Source organism: Streptosporangium sp. NPDC023615, from assembly GCF_040640155.1.
Taxonomy (GTDB): domain Bacteria; phylum Actinomycetota; class Actinomycetes; order Streptosporangiales; family Streptosporangiaceae; genus Streptosporangium.
On sequence record NZ_JBFABE010000015.1, the window covers coordinates 86,224 to 101,518 of the forward strand.

16 protein-coding genes are annotated in these 15,295 nt (G+C 72.8%); 9 read left to right on the forward strand and 7 right to left on the reverse strand.

Translation table 11 applies throughout. The features are described from left to right. Positions 1 to 31: 31 nt before the first annotated feature. From AB0G16_RS14510 to AB0G16_RS14520, 3 genes are all read right to left on the reverse strand, one after another. Positions 32 to 1,114: a hypothetical protein gene (locus AB0G16_RS14510; RefSeq protein ID WP_362804133.1), complete on the reverse strand. Its 1,083-nt coding sequence runs from the start codon at positions 1,112 to 1,114 to the stop codon at positions 32 to 34. Beyond that, a complete protein-coding gene (locus AB0G16_RS14515; RefSeq protein WP_362804136.1) occupies positions 1,111 to 2,178 on the reverse strand; it encodes an LLM class flavin-dependent oxidoreductase in 1,068 nt (355 codons plus the stop codon). Before AB0G16_RS14515 ends, AB0G16_RS14510 begins: the two co-directional genes overlap by 4 nt. Before the next feature lie 109 nt (positions 2,179 to 2,287). Continuing rightward, a complete protein-coding gene (locus AB0G16_RS14520; protein WP_362804139.1) occupies positions 2,288 to 3,280 on the reverse strand; it encodes an acyl-CoA dehydrogenase family protein in 993 nt (330 codons plus the stop codon). A gap of 118 nt (positions 3,281 to 3,398) precedes the next feature. Here AB0G16_RS14520 and AB0G16_RS14525 point away from each other — a divergent pair, with 118 nt between their 5' ends. Beyond that, positions 3,399 to 4,034 carry a hypothetical protein gene (locus tag AB0G16_RS14525; protein ID WP_362804142.1) on the forward strand — a complete coding sequence of 212 codons (636 nt, stop codon included), beginning with the start codon at positions 3,399 to 3,401 and terminating at the stop codon, positions 4,032 to 4,034. A 245-nt stretch (positions 4,035 to 4,279) separates the two neighbouring features. Next, complete coding sequence (locus tag AB0G16_RS14530; protein ID WP_362804145.1) at positions 4,280 to 6,025, forward strand: proline--tRNA ligase; 1,746 nt, start codon at positions 4,280 to 4,282, stop codon at positions 6,023 to 6,025. A gap of 132 nt (positions 6,026 to 6,157) precedes the next feature. Here the strand turns inward: AB0G16_RS14530 and AB0G16_RS14535 are convergent, their stop codons facing one another. The 4 genes from AB0G16_RS14535 to AB0G16_RS14550 form a co-directional block, all read right to left on the reverse strand. Then, positions 6,158 to 6,364, reverse strand: coding sequence for a DUF4236 domain-containing protein (locus AB0G16_RS14535; RefSeq protein WP_362804148.1), 207 nt, complete (start codon positions 6,362 to 6,364; stop codon positions 6,158 to 6,160). A 70-nt stretch (positions 6,365 to 6,434) separates the two neighbouring features. Then, positions 6,435 to 6,629, reverse strand: a complete 195-nt coding sequence (locus AB0G16_RS14540) for a DUF4236 domain-containing protein (protein WP_362804151.1) — start codon at positions 6,627 to 6,629, stop codon at positions 6,435 to 6,437. Positions 6,630 to 6,810: 181 nt separating this feature from the next. Then, positions 6,811 to 7,383, reverse strand: a complete 573-nt coding sequence (locus tag AB0G16_RS14545) for a ferritin-like domain-containing protein (RefSeq protein WP_362804154.1) — start codon at positions 7,381 to 7,383, stop codon at positions 6,811 to 6,813. After that, a complete protein-coding gene (locus AB0G16_RS14550) occupies positions 7,380 to 7,904 on the reverse strand; it encodes a hypothetical protein (RefSeq protein ID WP_362804156.1) in 525 nt (174 codons plus the stop codon). Before AB0G16_RS14550 ends, AB0G16_RS14545 begins: the two co-directional genes overlap by 4 nt. A 202-nt stretch (positions 7,905 to 8,106) precedes the next feature. On the opposite strand from AB0G16_RS14550, the gene rimP reads away from it, so the two are divergent. From rimP to AB0G16_RS14585, 7 genes are all read left to right on the forward strand, one after another. Beyond that, on the forward strand, positions 8,107 to 8,607 hold the full coding sequence (gene rimP, locus AB0G16_RS14555; protein WP_362804159.1) for a ribosome maturation factor RimP: 501 nt from the start codon (positions 8,107 to 8,109) through the stop codon (positions 8,605 to 8,607). 11 nt (positions 8,608 to 8,618) lie between these two features. After that, complete coding sequence (gene nusA, locus AB0G16_RS14560; RefSeq protein ID WP_362804162.1) at positions 8,619 to 9,626, forward strand: transcription termination factor NusA; 1,008 nt, start codon at positions 8,619 to 8,621, stop codon at positions 9,624 to 9,626. A 34-nt stretch (positions 9,627 to 9,660) separates the two neighbouring features. Beyond that, positions 9,661 to 9,900 (forward strand): YlxR family protein, encoded by a 240-nt coding sequence (locus tag AB0G16_RS14565; RefSeq protein ID WP_362804267.1) that lies wholly within the window; start codon positions 9,661 to 9,663, stop codon positions 9,898 to 9,900. 156 nt (positions 9,901 to 10,056) lie between these two features. Next, positions 10,057 to 13,248 (forward strand): translation initiation factor IF-2, encoded by a 3,192-nt coding sequence (infB, locus tag AB0G16_RS14570; RefSeq protein ID WP_362804165.1) that lies wholly within the window; start codon positions 10,057 to 10,059, stop codon positions 13,246 to 13,248. 114 nt (positions 13,249 to 13,362) lie between these two features. Next, positions 13,363 to 13,662 (forward strand): DUF503 domain-containing protein, encoded by a 300-nt coding sequence (locus AB0G16_RS14575; protein WP_362804167.1) that lies wholly within the window; start codon positions 13,363 to 13,365, stop codon positions 13,660 to 13,662. Positions 13,663 to 13,736: 74 nt separating this feature from the next. After that, positions 13,737 to 14,279 carry a 30S ribosome-binding factor RbfA gene (gene rbfA / locus AB0G16_RS14580; protein WP_362804170.1) on the forward strand — a complete coding sequence of 181 codons (543 nt, stop codon included), beginning with the start codon at positions 13,737 to 13,739 and terminating at the stop codon, positions 14,277 to 14,279. Then, positions 14,276 to 15,274 carry a bifunctional oligoribonuclease/PAP phosphatase NrnA gene (locus tag AB0G16_RS14585; RefSeq protein ID WP_362804172.1) on the forward strand — a complete coding sequence of 333 codons (999 nt, stop codon included), beginning with the start codon at positions 14,276 to 14,278 and terminating at the stop codon, positions 15,272 to 15,274. The genes rbfA and AB0G16_RS14585 overlap by 4 nt, the downstream gene beginning before the upstream one ends. Positions 15,275 to 15,295: the final 21 nt, after the last annotated feature.

The following is a 15,295-nucleotide window of genomic DNA, read 5'->3' on the forward strand; positions in this document are numbered from 1 at the left end:
CGCGCCTTTCGCGGGTCAGCCCTTCGCGGGGTCAGCGGGGGACGGCCGTGCGGTCCCTGCCCAGGTGGTGACCCCGGGCGTCGTTCACGACGCCGGGGGTGGCCGCCTCCGAGACACGGCCGGAGATCTCGACGGCGACGGTGACCGGGGTGAGCGCCTTGAGCGCCTGCTGGACGCGGGCCTTCCACATGGGGTTGCCGACCAGGCTCTCCCTGCCGAACGTCACCGTCAGGACGGCGACGTCGAGCGTGCCCGGCCGTGACACGCCCAGCTCCCAGCCGGAGACCCCGTCGATCCTGCCGAGCGCCCGCTGGATCCGGTTCAGCGACACCCACACGCCGCGTACCAGCACGTGGTCGCCGACGGTGTGCGCGGGGGCCGGGATCGCGTCCCCGCCGGTCGTCCGGGCCACCTGGCCGGTGCGCACCACCTCGCCGGGCCGCGCGCCGGCGACGACCAGCTCGACCGGCCCCTCGGCGTACGGCGGGGCGAGCAGTTCGTCCTTGTCCGGCGGGGCCAGGGCCACGGAGCCGGGCACGAGCAGGGTCAGCGGCTCCTCCTCCGAGGAACGCCAGCCCAGCGGCGCCGCGGTGAACGGCGAGCAGTGGACCTCCGTCACCCGCGCGCCGAACTCCGTCGCCAGGTGGGACATCGTTCGGCGCGAGGCGATCTCCCCGGTCAGGACGACATGCCGCAGGCCCAGGTCCAGCGGGTCGAGCAGGAACTCCAGGTGCAGCCGGGCCAGTAGGTCCATGGCGCCGGTCGGCGTGATCACCAGTGTCGTGGCGGCCAGCGACTCCAGCGCGTGGTGCAGCCTGAGCCTGCCCCGGGGCCCGACCGACGCGCCCGCCGCGGCGACCCCGGCGGCGGCCCGCGCCCACTGCGCGCCGGCCAGCTCGCCGTCGCCCGACAGCGCCGCCACCACCCGGTCCCGGCCGCCCACGCCCGCCGCCTCCAGCGCGGCGGCGTAGGCCGCCGTCAGGGCGTCCGGGTCGGCGGGCACCACGCTGCCGGCGTCGGCGGAGACCAGCAGCAGCCCGGTCGCGGTACGGGCCGAGGCGGCGAGGTCGTCCCTCGTCCGCCAGGCCGTGGGCTCGTCCGGGACGGTGGTCAACGGATCACCTCGGTCATGAAGAGGTTCATCGACGCGCAGACGTGCTCGTGGGCCAGGCCGCCCACCTGCGCCTGGAGGATCAGGTCGGTGGCCCCGGCCTCGGCGACGCGCTCGGCCGCCTTGCGGGAGCCCTCCACGTCGTCCACCACGACCATGTGGTGCTCGCGGAGCGTGGCCATCGCCTCCTCGGGCGGCATCCCGGCCGCGAGCTGCCCCAGGACCTTGTGGGTGGCGTGGCGGGCGTCGTAGTAGTCGGGCGGGGTGACCAGGTTGACCTGGCGCCGGATGTACCACAGGACCGGGTCGGCGGCGAGCTCGAAGGCCCGCTGCCTGGTCTCGGCGACGAACCACGGGATCATCAGCGCGACCCGCCGGGTGTCCGGGTCGAAGCCGTTCTCCTCCAGGCAGCGCCGGTAGCTCGCGATGTCCTCGGCGACGTCGTCGATGCCCTTGAGCATCGTCATGCCCAGCAGGTTGTAGCCGTGCCTGGCGGCGGCCAGATAGCCCTCCAGGGAGGTGGAGGCCACCCAGACCGGCGGGTGCGGGACCTGGACCGGGCGGGGGTAGACCGCGACGTCGGGGATCTCGAAGAACTCGTTCGACCGGCTGACCGGCTCGCCGTCGGCGTTCCAGATGGCCAGGGTGGCCTCCAGCGAGTCCTCCCAGATCCGCCGGGACTGCTCGAAGGGCTTCCGGAACGCCTGGTACTCCAGGGGGGACGCGCCCCGGCCGGTGCCGAACTCCACCCGGCCGCCGGAGATGACGTCCAGGGTCGCGACGCGCTCGGCCGTGCGGATGGGCGACTGGAAGGGCAGCAGCACCACGCCCAGGCCGAGGTGGATCCGCTCGGTGCGCTGGGAGACGGCGGCCAGCACCAGGTCGGGGGCGGAGGAGTGGGAGAAGCCGCGGGTGAAGTGGTGCTCGACGAACCACGCGGTGTCGAACCCCAGCCGGTCGCCGAGGACCACCTGGTCGATCACGTTCTGGAACGCCCGCTGCTCGACCTCGCGGGAGCGCCCGCGGACCTCCAGCTCGTATCCCAGGCTGATCCGTAGGGACGTCATCCGCGCCTCCGTCGTGTCCATCCGACCCCTGCCCGCGACCCTTCACTTAACCAAGCGCTCGCTTGGCGAGATTACCAGCACGGTGGGGCGTCAACAAGCCGATGCCCGGTCACAGGCCCGCGGCGCTCGCCAGCCGGGCGCGGTGCGCCTGGGGCGGTCCGAAGAGCCAGGCGTCGCAGGTGGCCCGCTTGAAGTAGCGGTGCGCCGGGTGCTCCCAGGTGATGCCGGTGCCGCCGTGGATCTGGATGTTCTCGGCCGCGGCGCCCAGGTAGGCCTCGCCGCAGTAGGAGCCGGCCACGGCGGCCAGGACACCGAGCCGCGGGGCGGGGGCCCGCGCGGCGGCCAGCGCGGCGGAGCGGGCCGACTCGACGAGCAGGAGCATGTCGGCCAGCTTGTGCTTGACGGCCTGGAAGGAGCCGATCGCGCGGCCGAACTGGTGGCGCTGCCGGGCGTGGGAGACCGCCGCCTCCAGGCAGGCGGCGGCCCCGCCCACCTGCTCGGAGGCCAGGGCCGCGACGCCCGCGTCACGGATCCGGTCAGGCGTGCCGCCCCCCAGCCGTACGGCGGGAACGGCGTCGAAGGCGAGGGCCGTGAGCGGCCGGGTCTGGTCGAGGGTGGGCAGGGGCGTGCGCGAGGAGGGGGCGGCCTCGACCAGCGTGCCGCCGACGAGGGCGAGCACCAGCTCTCCCGGCAGGACCCCCCGGGCGGTCCCGGTCAGCCGGTCGCCGTCCAGGGTCAGCTCGGCGTCGCCGGGGAGCAGCACGGTCGCGGTGAGGGAGCCGTCGGCCAGGGGAGGGAGCAGCCGGGCCATGGCCGCGGCGTCGCCGGTCGCCGTGATCGCCTCCACGGCCAGCACCGCGGTCTGCAGGTAGGGGTGGGGGGACAGGGCGCGGCCCAGCTCCTCGCAGACCACGGCCGTCTCCGCCGGGCCGCACCCGGCCCCGCCGTACTCCTCGGGGACGGCCAGGCCCGCCACGCCCAGCTCGGCGGCGAACCGGCTCCAGGGGGCGTCCGGGAGCCGGGTGAGAAAGGCGCGGACGGCGTCGCGGAGTTCTGACTGCTCCTGCGAGAGGCAGAGCGAGGAGTGCGGGGAAAGGGTCACGAGAACAGCATAACCAAGCGCTCGCTTGCTTTGCGGAACTTGCCCAGTCCTATGTGTTATCGCAGGTCAGATATACTTCCCATGGCCACGAGCAAATGCGATCGGGGGATCAGTGGCTTTGGTTGAACATAACTACACCCTTGACTTCGTCGCGGGGGACCGCCGGGATCGCGCCATTCTCCGGCACATCGTCCTGTCGCTCTTCGCGGGGATGTCGCTCGGTGGCGTCGGGGCGCTGCTGTCCTCCGGGTCCGCGCTGCTGTCCGTCCTTTACGAACCCGGCGCGTACGTCCTGCTCGTCGTCGTCCTGGGGCGGACCGCCGCCGGCCTCGGGTGGGCGGTGCTCTCCAGCGTGCTGGCCACGTTCGGGACGGTCCTGTCGACGCTGCTGGCCAGCGGCTTCACGTCCGGGGCCTGGCCGACGAACCTCGGCACCGGGGGCACCGCGATGAACCTCACGATCGCGAACCTCGTTGCCGTCGGCGTCCTGTCCCACCTGGCCAGACGTCACGACCGCTGGGGGGACCTGGCGGCGGGCGGGGCGGCCGGGATGGTCCTGCTCGGCGGCATCGACAGGGTGGTGCCCGGCGGGGCCGAGCACGTGCCGGGCTTCTGGCCGTGGGGCGCCCTGGTCACGGTGCTCCTGGCGGCGGGCATGATCGTCTCCCTGGGCCGCGGCTGCGACCGGATCTGCTCCGGCGCGGTCGCGCTGACCGTCGGGGCCTCGTACTTCGTCTTCCTCGCCGGCCTCTGAGCCGATCTCCGGGTGCCTCCCGCCGGGGCCCGCGCCGAACTCGCGACCGGCCCCGCGGCGGGTCCGCGACCGGCCCGCAGCGGGGCCTCCCCGCGGTCCTCGCGGTGGACCCGCGACGGCCCGCGAAGGGCCGCCGCGGGGCCGCGGACGCCGGGCGCGGCCCCGGAGGCCGCCGAGGGCCGACAATGGGCTTGCGGTTCTCGATAGCCTTGGAGGACACCGATTCCCGTTGACTAGGAGTAGTCGTGCTGCTGCGCATGTCGTCGCTGTTTCTCCGGACGCTGAGGGACGACCCGGCAGACGCGGAAGTCCCGAGCCACAAGCTGCTCGTCCGCGCCGGGTACGTCCGCCGCGTCGCGCCGGGCGTCTACTCCTGGCTGCCGCTCGGCAAGATGGTGCTGGAGAACGTCGGCCGCGTCGTGCGCGAGGAGATGAACCGGATGGGCGGGCAGGAGGTCCTCTTCCCCGCGCTGCTTCCCCGCGAGTACTACGAGGCCACCGGCCGCTGGACCGAGTACGGCGACACGCTCTTCCGCCTCAAGGACCGCAAGGGCGCCGACTACCTGCTCGGCCCCACCCACGAGGAGATGTTCACCGACATGGTCAAGGGGGAGTACTCCTCCTACAAGGACTACCCGGTGACCCTCTACCAGATCCAGACGAAGTACCGCGACGAGGCCCGCCCCCGCGCCGGCATCCTGCGCGGCCGGGAGTTCGTCATGAAGGACTCCTACTCCTTCGACCTCGACGACGAGGGTCTCAAGCGCTCCTACGAGCGCCACCGCGAGGCCTACATCGCGACCTTCGACCGGCTCGGCATCACGTACAAGATCTGCTTCGCCACCTCCGGCGCGATGGGCGGGTCGGCCTCGGAGGAGTTCCTCGCCCCCGCCGAGACCGGCGAGGACACCTTCGTGGCCTGTCACACCTGCGGGTACGCGGCCAACGCCGAGGCGGTCGTCACCCCCGCCCCGGCGGTGGAGAACACCGGCGAGCGGCCCGCCATGCGGGTGCTCGACACCCCCGGCACCCCGACGATCGAGTCGCTGGTCGAGCACGTCAACACCCACCACGGCCTGGGCATCACCGCCGCCCAGACGCTCAAGAACGTCGTGGTCAAGGTGACCGTCCCCGGCTCGGGCAAGACCGAGACCCTGATCGTCGGCGTGCCCGGGGACCGCGAGATCGACTTCAAGCGGCTGGAGGCCTCCCTGGCCCCCGGCGAGCCCGCCATCTTCGAGGCCGAGGACTTCGCCCGGCACCCCGGCCTGGTCCGCGGCTACATCGGCCCGCAGGTCCTGGCGGACCTCGGCATCCGCTACCTCGTCGACCCCCGCGTGGTCGACGGCACCGCCTGGGTGACCGGCGCCAACGAGCCCGGCAAGCACGCCGCGGACGTCGTCGCCGGTAGGGACTTCACCGCCGACGGCACCATCGAGGCCGCCGAGGTCCGCGAGGGCGACGCCTGCCCGGTCTGCGGCTCGGGCCTGTCCATCGACCGCGGCATCGAGATCGGCCACATCTTCCAGCTCGGACGCAAGTACGCCGACGCCGCCAGGCTCGACGCCCTCGGCCCCGACGGCAAGCCGATCCGCATCACCATGGGCTCCTACGGGATCGGCGTCTCCCGGGCCGTGGCGGTGCTGGTCGAGCAGCGCCACGACGAGCTCGGCCTGCTGTGGCCGCGCGAGATCGCCCCCGCCGACGTGCACATCGTCGGCACCGGCAAGGACGGCCAGATCGAGGCGGCCGTCGAGATCGCCGAGGAGCTCCGGGACCGCGGCCTGCGCGTCCTGGTGGACGACCGGGCCGGCGTCTCGCCGGGCGTGAAGTTCAAGGACGCCGAGCTGCTCGGCATGCCGACGATCCTGATCGTCGGCCGCGGCCTCTCCCAGGGCGTGGTGGAGCTGCGCGACCGGGCCACCGGCGTCAAGGAGGAGATCCCGGCCGCCGAGGCCGCCGACCGCGTGGTGGCGGCCTGCGGCCGGTAGGCCCGGCACGGGACACGGGCGGGGCACGCACACGAGCGGGGCCCGGAACACGAGGAGAGCGGCCCCCCGCGCACGGGGGGCCGCTCTCCTCGTGTTCGTCCTGCCGGGCCGCGAGCGGTGTTCTCGGGCCCGTCAGTAATGGTGGTGATAACGCGAGCGGCGGCCGATCGCCTTGCCCACGTGGAATCCGCCCGGCAGGTTGACGGTCACGTACTTGCGACCGTCCGGGGTTCTCGTGACGTGGAATCTCCGGTTGCCGAAACTCTGCCCCACCCCTCGCGGGGACAGGTCGATCCGGAAGGGACCGACTTTGATCGACTTCCTGTATCCCCAGCCCATTGTTCCCCCTCGATCTCGTGACCTGTAAGGAGAACGACCCGCGTTCCCCCCGGGTTCCCGGGCGGGCCGATCAGCGCTTGGAGCTGCTGCTCAGCGTCTTACGCCAGTGGAAGCCACCGGGCAGGTTGACGGTCAGCGTGCGTCGTCCGTCGGCCGTCTTGGTGACCCTGAAACCACGGCCTCCGACGCTGTGTCCCACTCCACTCCGCGAAAGGTTAAGACGGAACGGACCGAACTTCATGGATTTACGATATCCCCAGCCCATTGCTTCCTCCTTGGCGTGTTCGCGACAATTGAGCTACCCGGTATTCGCGGACCAAACGTGACCGGAGGCGTTTCCGAGCGCCTCTCCGAACGCGTACCGGCCCGGCACCCGCCCCGTCTCCGCGCTGACCAGCGCGTTCTTTCGTCCACCGGATGTTCCGGACATCCGGAAAGATCCCCGATCAGGGAGAGGCGGCCGGCGTGACGGAGGGCGTGGCGGAGGGCGTGACGGCCGGGGTGGCGCCGGACGAGCCGCCGGACGGGGCGCCGGGGGAGGTGCCGGGCGTGGCGCCGCCCGTCGGGGGCGCCGACCCCGGCCCGTGCGGCATGCCGGGGAACGTCTCGATCTCCGGGCGCAGGCCGTAGGAGCGGGTGACGCACTCCTGCACGGCCAGCGCCGCCATCGTGCGCACGGCGGTGTCGGGGGAGGCCGCCAGCTCCAGGTAGGCGCCGGTCACCCCCCGCTCGACCAGCACGGCCAGCTCCACCGCCTGGGCCGCCGTGGAGGGCGTGACCGGGAGCTCGTAGGCCGCCTCCGGCTCGACGGGCCTGCCCCCGGCGGCGACGATCATGGCGCGGAGCCGGTCCCGGCGGGCACGGTGGGCGTTGTAGGCCGCCGTCGTCGTGGCGCGCAGGCCGCCCGTGGTCCTGGCCGCGATGACCCCGTAGGCGTACACGGCGGCGTACTCGGCCGCCAGCGCGACGTCCAGCCCCCGCTCGTCCCGCCGGCCCGCGGCGACCTCCCTGGTCCTCACGACGACCTCGGCAGGGCCAGGGCGTGCGCCGCCTCGCAGGCGCCGATGGAGGCGATGAGCTGCGCCAGGGGAGGCGAGGCCCTCTCGACCTGGCGGACGCGCAGGGCCGCGGCCCTGCGCTCCAGCTCACGCAGGGATCGCAGCGAGGGTCCTTGGGGCCGGGCCGCGTCGCCCGTGGGCGAGGAAGCGCCGGACGGCGTCGCGGACGGCCCGGTGGCGGGGGAGGAGCCGGCCGATCCGGTCGCGGCGGCGGGCGGCAGGCGGCGGCGGAGCTCGGCCAGGTGGGCCTCGTGCCGCCTCCTGAACGGCGTCAGCCGCTCCGAGGTCGCCGAGGCGTACAGCGCCACGACCCTCTCCTTGTCCGCGATCAGCTCCCCCAGCAGCACGGTCTCGGGGTCGGGCGGCACCGCCCTCTCGGCCGCGGGCGGCGCCGGTTTCCCGGTCGCGCACCCCGCCGTCGCCGCGACGGCCACCCCGAGGGCGCCGCCCCGCAGCAGGACGCGCCGGGAGACGGAACGCACGGACGACCTCCGGTTCTCTGTCGGCAGCTGACGCATCTAGCATCGTACGGGCAGCCGAGAGATTGGAATAATGGCACTCACCTCGCTTCTCGGGCGGCTCCGCCACACCGAGTGGCGCCGTTTCTGCGGCCTGGTGTGGATAGGCTGGTTAATCGCATGGGCGAGGTCCGCCCGGCTGAGATCGTGACAATGGGAGGTCGGCATGGGCAGCGCCACATCCCGCGACCGCCTGATGAAGCTTCTGCAACCCGTGGCCGAGGCCGAGGGGCTCGACCTGGAGGACGTCACGGTCACCCCGGCGGGCAAGCGGCGGCTGCTGCGTGTCGTCGTCGACCGTGACGGAGGCGTCAGCCTCGACGACGTCGCGGAGGTCAGCCTCGCGGTCTCCGCGGCGCTGGACGCCGACGACGCGATGGGAGCGACCCCGTACGTGCTGGAGGTCTCCTCCCCGGGAGTCGACCGCCCGCTCACCGAGCCGCGCCACTGGCGCCGCGCGGTGAGGAGGCTGGTCAAGGCCGACCTTCGGGACGGCACCGTGGTGGAGGGCCGGATCGTCGCCACCGACGAGACCGGCGTGGAGCTGGACGTCGGCGGCGCGCCGCGCCGCATCGACTATGAGGACCTGACCCGAGGACGGGTTCAGGTGGAATTCCGCCGGCTCGACGACGCCGAAGACGACGGCGAAGACGGCGACGAAGGCTAAGGGGGAGCCTCGTGGACATCGACATGAGCGTCCTGCGCAGCCTGGAGCGGGAGAAGGACATCTCCTTCGACCTGGTCGTCAAGGCGATCGAGGACGCGCTGCTGATCGCATATTTCCGGAGCGAGGGCGCGGCCGCCAAGGCGCGGGCCGAGCTCGACCGCAAGTCCGGGCACGTGACCATCTTCGCCGCCGAGCTCGACGACGAGAGCGGGGAGGTGCTCAGGGAGTTCGACGACACCCCGGGCAACTTCAGCCGCATCGCCGCGACCACCGCCAAGCAGGTCATCCTGCAGCAGCTGCGTGACGCCGAGGACGAGATCAACTTCGGTGAGTTCGCCAGCCGCGAGGGCGAGCTGGTGGCCGGGGTCATCCAGCAGGGCAAGGACCCCAGGGTGGTCCTGGTCGACCTGGGCAAGATCGAGGCCGTGCTCCCGCACAGCGAGCAGGTCCCGGGCGAGGAGTACGTGCACGGCGACCGGCTGCGCTGCTACGTGGTGCAGGTCAAGAAGGGCCACAAGGGCCCCTCGGTCACCCTGTCGCGCACCCACCCGGGCCTGGTGAAGAAGCTCTTCGCGCTGGAGGTGCCCGAGATCGCCGACGGCACCGTGGAGATCGCCGCCGTGGCGCGCGAGGCCGGGCACCGCACCAAGCTCGCGGTCCGCTCGCGCAGGCCCGGGGTGAACGCCAAGGGCGCCTGCATCGGCCCGATGGGCTCGCGGGTGCGGAACGTGATGACGGAGTTGCACGGCGAGAAGATCGACATCATCGACTGGTCGGACGATCCAGCCGAATTCGTAGGGAATGCGCTTTCTCCGGCGCGCGTTTCCCATGTAGAGGTGATCGACTTCGACGGCCGCGCCGCGCGCGTGACCGTGCCGGACTACCAGCTCTCCCTGGCCATCGGCAAGGAGGGGCAGAACGCCCGGCTGGCCGCCCGCCTCACCGGCTGGCGCATCGACATCCGTCCCGACACCCAGCCGGGGGACGCGGCCGGTTCCGCAGATGCGTCCACACGGTAAGCTGGAATATGGTGGCCAGGCTGCCCCGCTGAGAATGTGTGTGGGGTGCCGGGTTCGCACGGTTTCCTCCGAGCTGCTCCGCCTGGTGGTGGTTGAGGGCGTTATCGTCCCTGACCTGCGACGACGGCTCCAGGGGCGTGGTGCTTCACTGCATCCCACCCTGAGCTGTCTCGAACTCGCAGAGCGTCGCCGAGCGTTTCCGCGCGCGTTTCGCGTCGCGGTCCCGCTCGACCTGTCGCGACTGCGCGGCCACCTGGAAGGGCAAGCGGGCTGAAAGGATCGGGTGAAATGGTCACCGACTGTCATGTAGAACGCCGATTTGATGGGCTGGTCAGATAGCTATGAGCGCCTGATGAGCATGCGGCGATGAGTACGTCAACGTAACGACGGTCCGGCGGCACCGCCTCCCGGGCCGAGACAAGGGAGTGCAGTGGCGAAGGTCCGGGTATACGAGCTCGCCAAGGAGTTCGGTGTGGAGAGCAAGGTCGTCATGGCCAAGCTCCAGGAGATGGGCGAGTTCGTGCGTTCGGCGTCCTCGACCATCGAAGCACCGGTGGTCCGCAGGCTCACGGAAGCTCTGGGCGGTCCCAGCAAGGGATCGTCCGACAGGGGCAGAGGCCCCAGGCCGCCTCAGGCGGCCCCTCGGCCGGGTGACGGCCAGTCCAACGGCGCCCCTTCGGCGTCGACATCGACCCCCAGGCCGGGACCGGCCCCCAGGCCGGGTCCCCGTCCTGGTCCGGCGCCGGCCCGTCCCGCGGCGCCCGCGCCGCAGCAGGCGCCGCCGGTGGTTCCCGAGGCCCAGCAGCCTCCGGCTCCGCCCGCGCCGCCGCGTCAGCAGCCGCCCCAGGTGCAGGCGCCCCGCTTCGAGGCGCCCCGCGCCGAGCCCGGCCGTCCGGCGGCCTCCGGCCCCGGTCCCAAGCCGGGTCCGCGGCCGGCTCCGCGACCCGGTCCGGCACCGCGCCCCGAGGCGCGTCCCGAGGGCGGCCGTCCCGCCGGTGGTCCCGGTGGGGCTCCCTCGGGTCCCAGGCCCGGTGCCGGCGCCCCCGGTGCGGGTCCCGGTCCCAAGCCGGGTCCGCGTCCGGGTCCGCGTGGCCCGCGTCCGGGCAACAACCCGTTCTCGTCCAACGCCAGCGGCATGGGCCAGGCCCGTCCGCCGCGTCCCGGCGGTCCCGGCGGCCCGGGCGGCCCCGGCGGCCCCGGCCGTGACGGCGGCCCCGGCGACAGGGGCCCGCGTCCCGGTCCCCGCGAGGACCGCGGTCCTCGTCAGGACCGCGACAACGCCGGTCCCCGTCCGCCCGGCGCCCGTTCCGGCCCGCCCGGGACCGGTGGCCCGCGTCCGGGTCCCGGCGCCGGTGGTCCGCGTCCGGGTGGCGGCGCCGGTGGTCCCGGTGGTCCGCGTCCGGGTGGGCCGCGTCCCAGCCCGATGATGATGCCCCAGGGCCGGCCCGCCGGTCCCGGCGGCGGTGGCGGCGCCGGTCGTCCCGGCGGCGGTGCGGGTGCCGGTCGTCCCGGTGGCGGCGCAGGCCGTCCCGGCGGCGGTGGCGGTCGTCCCGGTGGCGGTGGCGGCGGTTTCGCCGGCCGCCCGGGCGGCGGTGGCGGCGCAGGCCGTCCCGGCACCGGAACCGGTGGTCCCGGTGGTGGCGGCGGCGGTTTCGCCGGTCGTCCCGGTGGCGGTGGCCGTGGCCGCGGTGGAGGCACCGCGGGAGCGTTCGGCCGTCCGGGAGGACGTCCGACCCGCGGTCGCAAGTCCAAGCGCCAGAGGCGCCAGGAGTTCGACAACATGCAGGCCCCGGCGATCGGCGGCGTGCAGGCTCCCCGCGGCAACGGGCAGACGATCCGCCTGTCGCGCGGCGCCTCGCTGTCGGACTTCGCCGACAAGATCGGCGCGATCCCGGCCTCCCTCGTGCAGATCATGCTGCACCTGGGCGAGATGGTGACCGCCACGCAGTCGGTCAACGAGGAGACCCTCCAGCTCCTCGCCGCCGAGCTCGACTACAACCTCCTCGTGGTCAGCCCCGAGGAGGAGGACCGCGAGCTGCTGGAGACCTTCGACATCGAGTTCGGCGAGGACGAGGGCGACGAGTCCGACCTGGTCGCGCGCCCGCCGGTGGTGACCGTCATGGGTCACGTCGACCACGGTAAGACCAAGCTGCTCGACGCCATCCGCAACACCAACGAGGTGGCGCGGGAGGCCGGAGGCATCACCCAGCACATCGGCGCCTACCAGATCGGCACCGAGCACGAGGGTGAGGACCGCAAGATCACCTTCATCGACACCCCGGGTCACGAGGCGTTCACCGCCATGCGTGCCCGTGGTGCCAAGGTGACCGACATCGCGGTCCTGGTCGTCGCGGCCGACGACGGCGTGAAGCCTCAGACCATCGAGGCGCTCAACCACGCCCAGGCGGCCGACGTGCCGATCGTCGTCGCGGTCAACAAGGTGGACAAGGAGGGTGCCGACCCGAGCAAGGTCCGCGCCCAGCTCACCGAGTACGGCCTCGTCGCCGAGGAGTACGGCGGCACCACGATGTTCGTCGACATCTCCGCCAAGAACGGGACCGGCATCGAGAACCTGCTCGAGGCCATCCTGCTCACCGCGGACGCCGAGCTCGACCTCCGGGCCAACGCCACGATGGACGCCCAGGGCGTCGCCATCGAGGCGCACCTGGACAAGGGCCGCGGCCCCGTCGCGACCGTCCTGGTCCAGCGCGGCACGCTCCGCGTCGGCGACTCGATCGTCTGTGGCGAGGCCTTCGGCCGCGTCCGGGCGATGCTCGACGACAAGGGCGAGGCGATCCTGGAGGCCGACCCGTCCCGTCCGGTGATGGTGCTGGGCCTGACCGCGGTGCCGGGAGCCGGTGACAACTTCATCGTCGTCACCGACGACCGCATGGCGCGCCAGATCGCCCAGCAGCGCGCCGCGCGCAAGCGCATCGCGGACATGGCCCGCTCCGGCCGCCGCCGCACCCTCGAAGAGCTCTTCAGCGAGATGGAGAAGGGCCAGATCGACGAGCTCAAGCTCATCATCAAGGGTGACGTCTCCGGTTCCGTCGAGGCCCTGGAGGACGCGCTGCTCAAGATCGACGTCGGCGACGAGGTGCGCCTGCGGGTGCTCCACCGCGCCGTCGGTGCGATCACCGAGTACGACGTCAACCTGGCGGTCGCCGACGACAACGCCGTCATCATCGGCTTCAACGTGCGCCCCGAGGTCAGGGCGCGCGACCTGGCCGAGCGCGAGGGCGTCGACATCCGGTACTACTCGGTCATCTACCAGGCGATCGAGGAGATCGAGGCGGCCCTGAAGGGCATGCTCAAGCCGGAGTTCGAAGAGGTCCAGATGGGCACCGCCGAGGTCCGCGAGGTCTTCAAGGTGCCGAAGATCGGCAACATCGCCGGTGCGCTGGTCCGCTCGGGCACGATCGTCCGCAACAGCAAGGCCCGGATCATCCGCGGCGGGGTCGTCATCTCCGACAACCTCACCGTCTCCTCGCTGCGCCGTTTCAAGGACGACGCGACCGAGGTCCGCGAAGGGTTCGAGTGCGGTATCGGTGTCGGCTACAGCGACATCAAGATCGATGACGTCATCGAGACCTTCGAGATGCGGGAGAAGCCGCGCGCCTGATGCCATCGGCAGGCGGGGGAGCCGCCCGGCCGGTCGCGTACCCGAGACGGGTGCGCGACCGGCGGGCGGCCCCCGTCCCCGGCGGCACGACGGCGATCGTGGCGGTGAACGACCATGTACGTAGGTGCTCTGACATTGGACATCCTGCTCGGCGACGTCCACTCGCTGAAGCAGAAGCGCTCGGTGGTGCGTCCCATCGTCGCCGAGGTGCAGCGGCGGTTCCCGGGTGTGGCCGTCGCCGAGACCGGACATCTCGACCTGCACCGCCGCACCGAGATCGGGATCGCGGTCGTCTCGGCGACCGCGGCCAACGCCGGTGCCGTCCTGGACGACTGCGAGCGGCTGATCGCCTTCCACCCGGAGATCGAGCTGCTGTCGGCCAGGCACCGGCTCTACAACGAGGACGAGGACTAGATACGGGGACGGCCGGTCCGCGAAGGGGGCGTTCCTCCCTTCGCCCCGGCCTTCCCCGTGAGAAGGGGGGAGCTATGGACGCCGCACGCGCGCGTAAGATCGCCGACCGGATCCAGCAGGTCGTGGCGGAGATGCTGGAGCGGCGGATCAAGGACCCCAGGCTGGGGTTCGTGACCGTGACGGACACGCGCATCACCAACGACCTGAGCGACGCCACGGTGTTCTACACCGTCTTCGGCTCCGAGGCCGAGCGGGCGGACTCCGCCGTGGCGCTGGAGAGCGCCAAGGGGCTCATCCGCTCGGAGGTGGGCCGCCAGACGGGCCTGCGTCACACGCCGACGCTGACGTTCACCCACGACCCGCTCCCCGACAACGCCCGCCACCTGGAGGATCTGCTCGCCGAGGCCAAGGCCAGGGACGTGGAGATCGCCAAGCGGGCCGAGGGCGCCCGGCACGCCGGGGACGCCGACCCCTACCGCAAGCCCGAGGACAGGGACGGCGACGACGCCGAGGACGACGGCGTCAACGGCACCGACGGCGCCGACGGCGCCGTCGCAGAGAGCGTCTCCGGCGAGACCGGCGAACCCTCCGAGCGCGCGGGACGCTCCGCCACGTGACGCCCGACCCGCGCCAGGACGGCCCGGTGCCCGGCCGCGACTGGGACCGGGCCGTCGAGATCGTCTCGTCGGCCGACGAGATCGCGCTGGCCTGTCACGTCTCGCCCGACGGCGACGCGCTCGGCTCGACGCTGGCCGTCGGGCTCGCGCTGCGCGCCGCCGGCAAGCGGGTCGTCGCCTCCTTCGGCGACCGGCGCTTCAGCGTGCCCCGGCTGCTGCGCTTCCTGCCCGGCCAGGACCTGCTGACCGACCCAGCGCGCTACCCCGCCGCTCCCGAGGTGATGATCACCTTCGACGTCCCCAGCGTCGAGCGCCTCGGCACGCTGGCCGCCGTCGCCGCCGAGGCGCGCCGGCTGATCGTGCTGGACCACCACCCGTCCAACACCGGGTTCGGCACGCTCAACCTGGTCGACCCCGGCGCCGCGGCCACCGCCGTGCTCGCCGAGGAACTGATCCACCGGCTCGGGCTGCCGGTCCGCCCGGAGATCGCGACCTGCCTGTACGTCGGGCTCGTCACCGACACCGGCTCGTTCAAGCACTCCTCCACCACCCCCGAGGCGCACGCCATGGCCGCCCGGCTGCTGGCCACCGGCATCGACCCCGAACGGATCGCCCGCGAGGTGTGGGACCGTTCCCCGTTCGGCTACCTGGGGGTGCTCGGCGCGGCCCTGGACCGGGCCCGCCTGGAACCCGAGGTGGGCGGCGGCCTGGTCTGGACGTTCGTCACCCGGGCCGACCGCGCGGCGCACGATCTGTCGTACGACGAACTCGAGGGGATCATCGACGTGGTCCGGCGTACCGACGCCGCCGACGTCGCCGCGATCCTCAAGGAGGACGACGACGGCGCCTGGCAGGTCTCCATGCGCTCCAAGGGCGGGGTGGACGTCTCGCGCGTCTGCGCCGCGCTCGGTGGCGGCGGGCACGCCAAGGCCGCGGGTTTCACCTCCCACCTGCCCGTCGAGGAGACGGTCGCGCGCCTCCGGGCCCTGCTGTAGACGTCTTCCGGCACGCCTCCT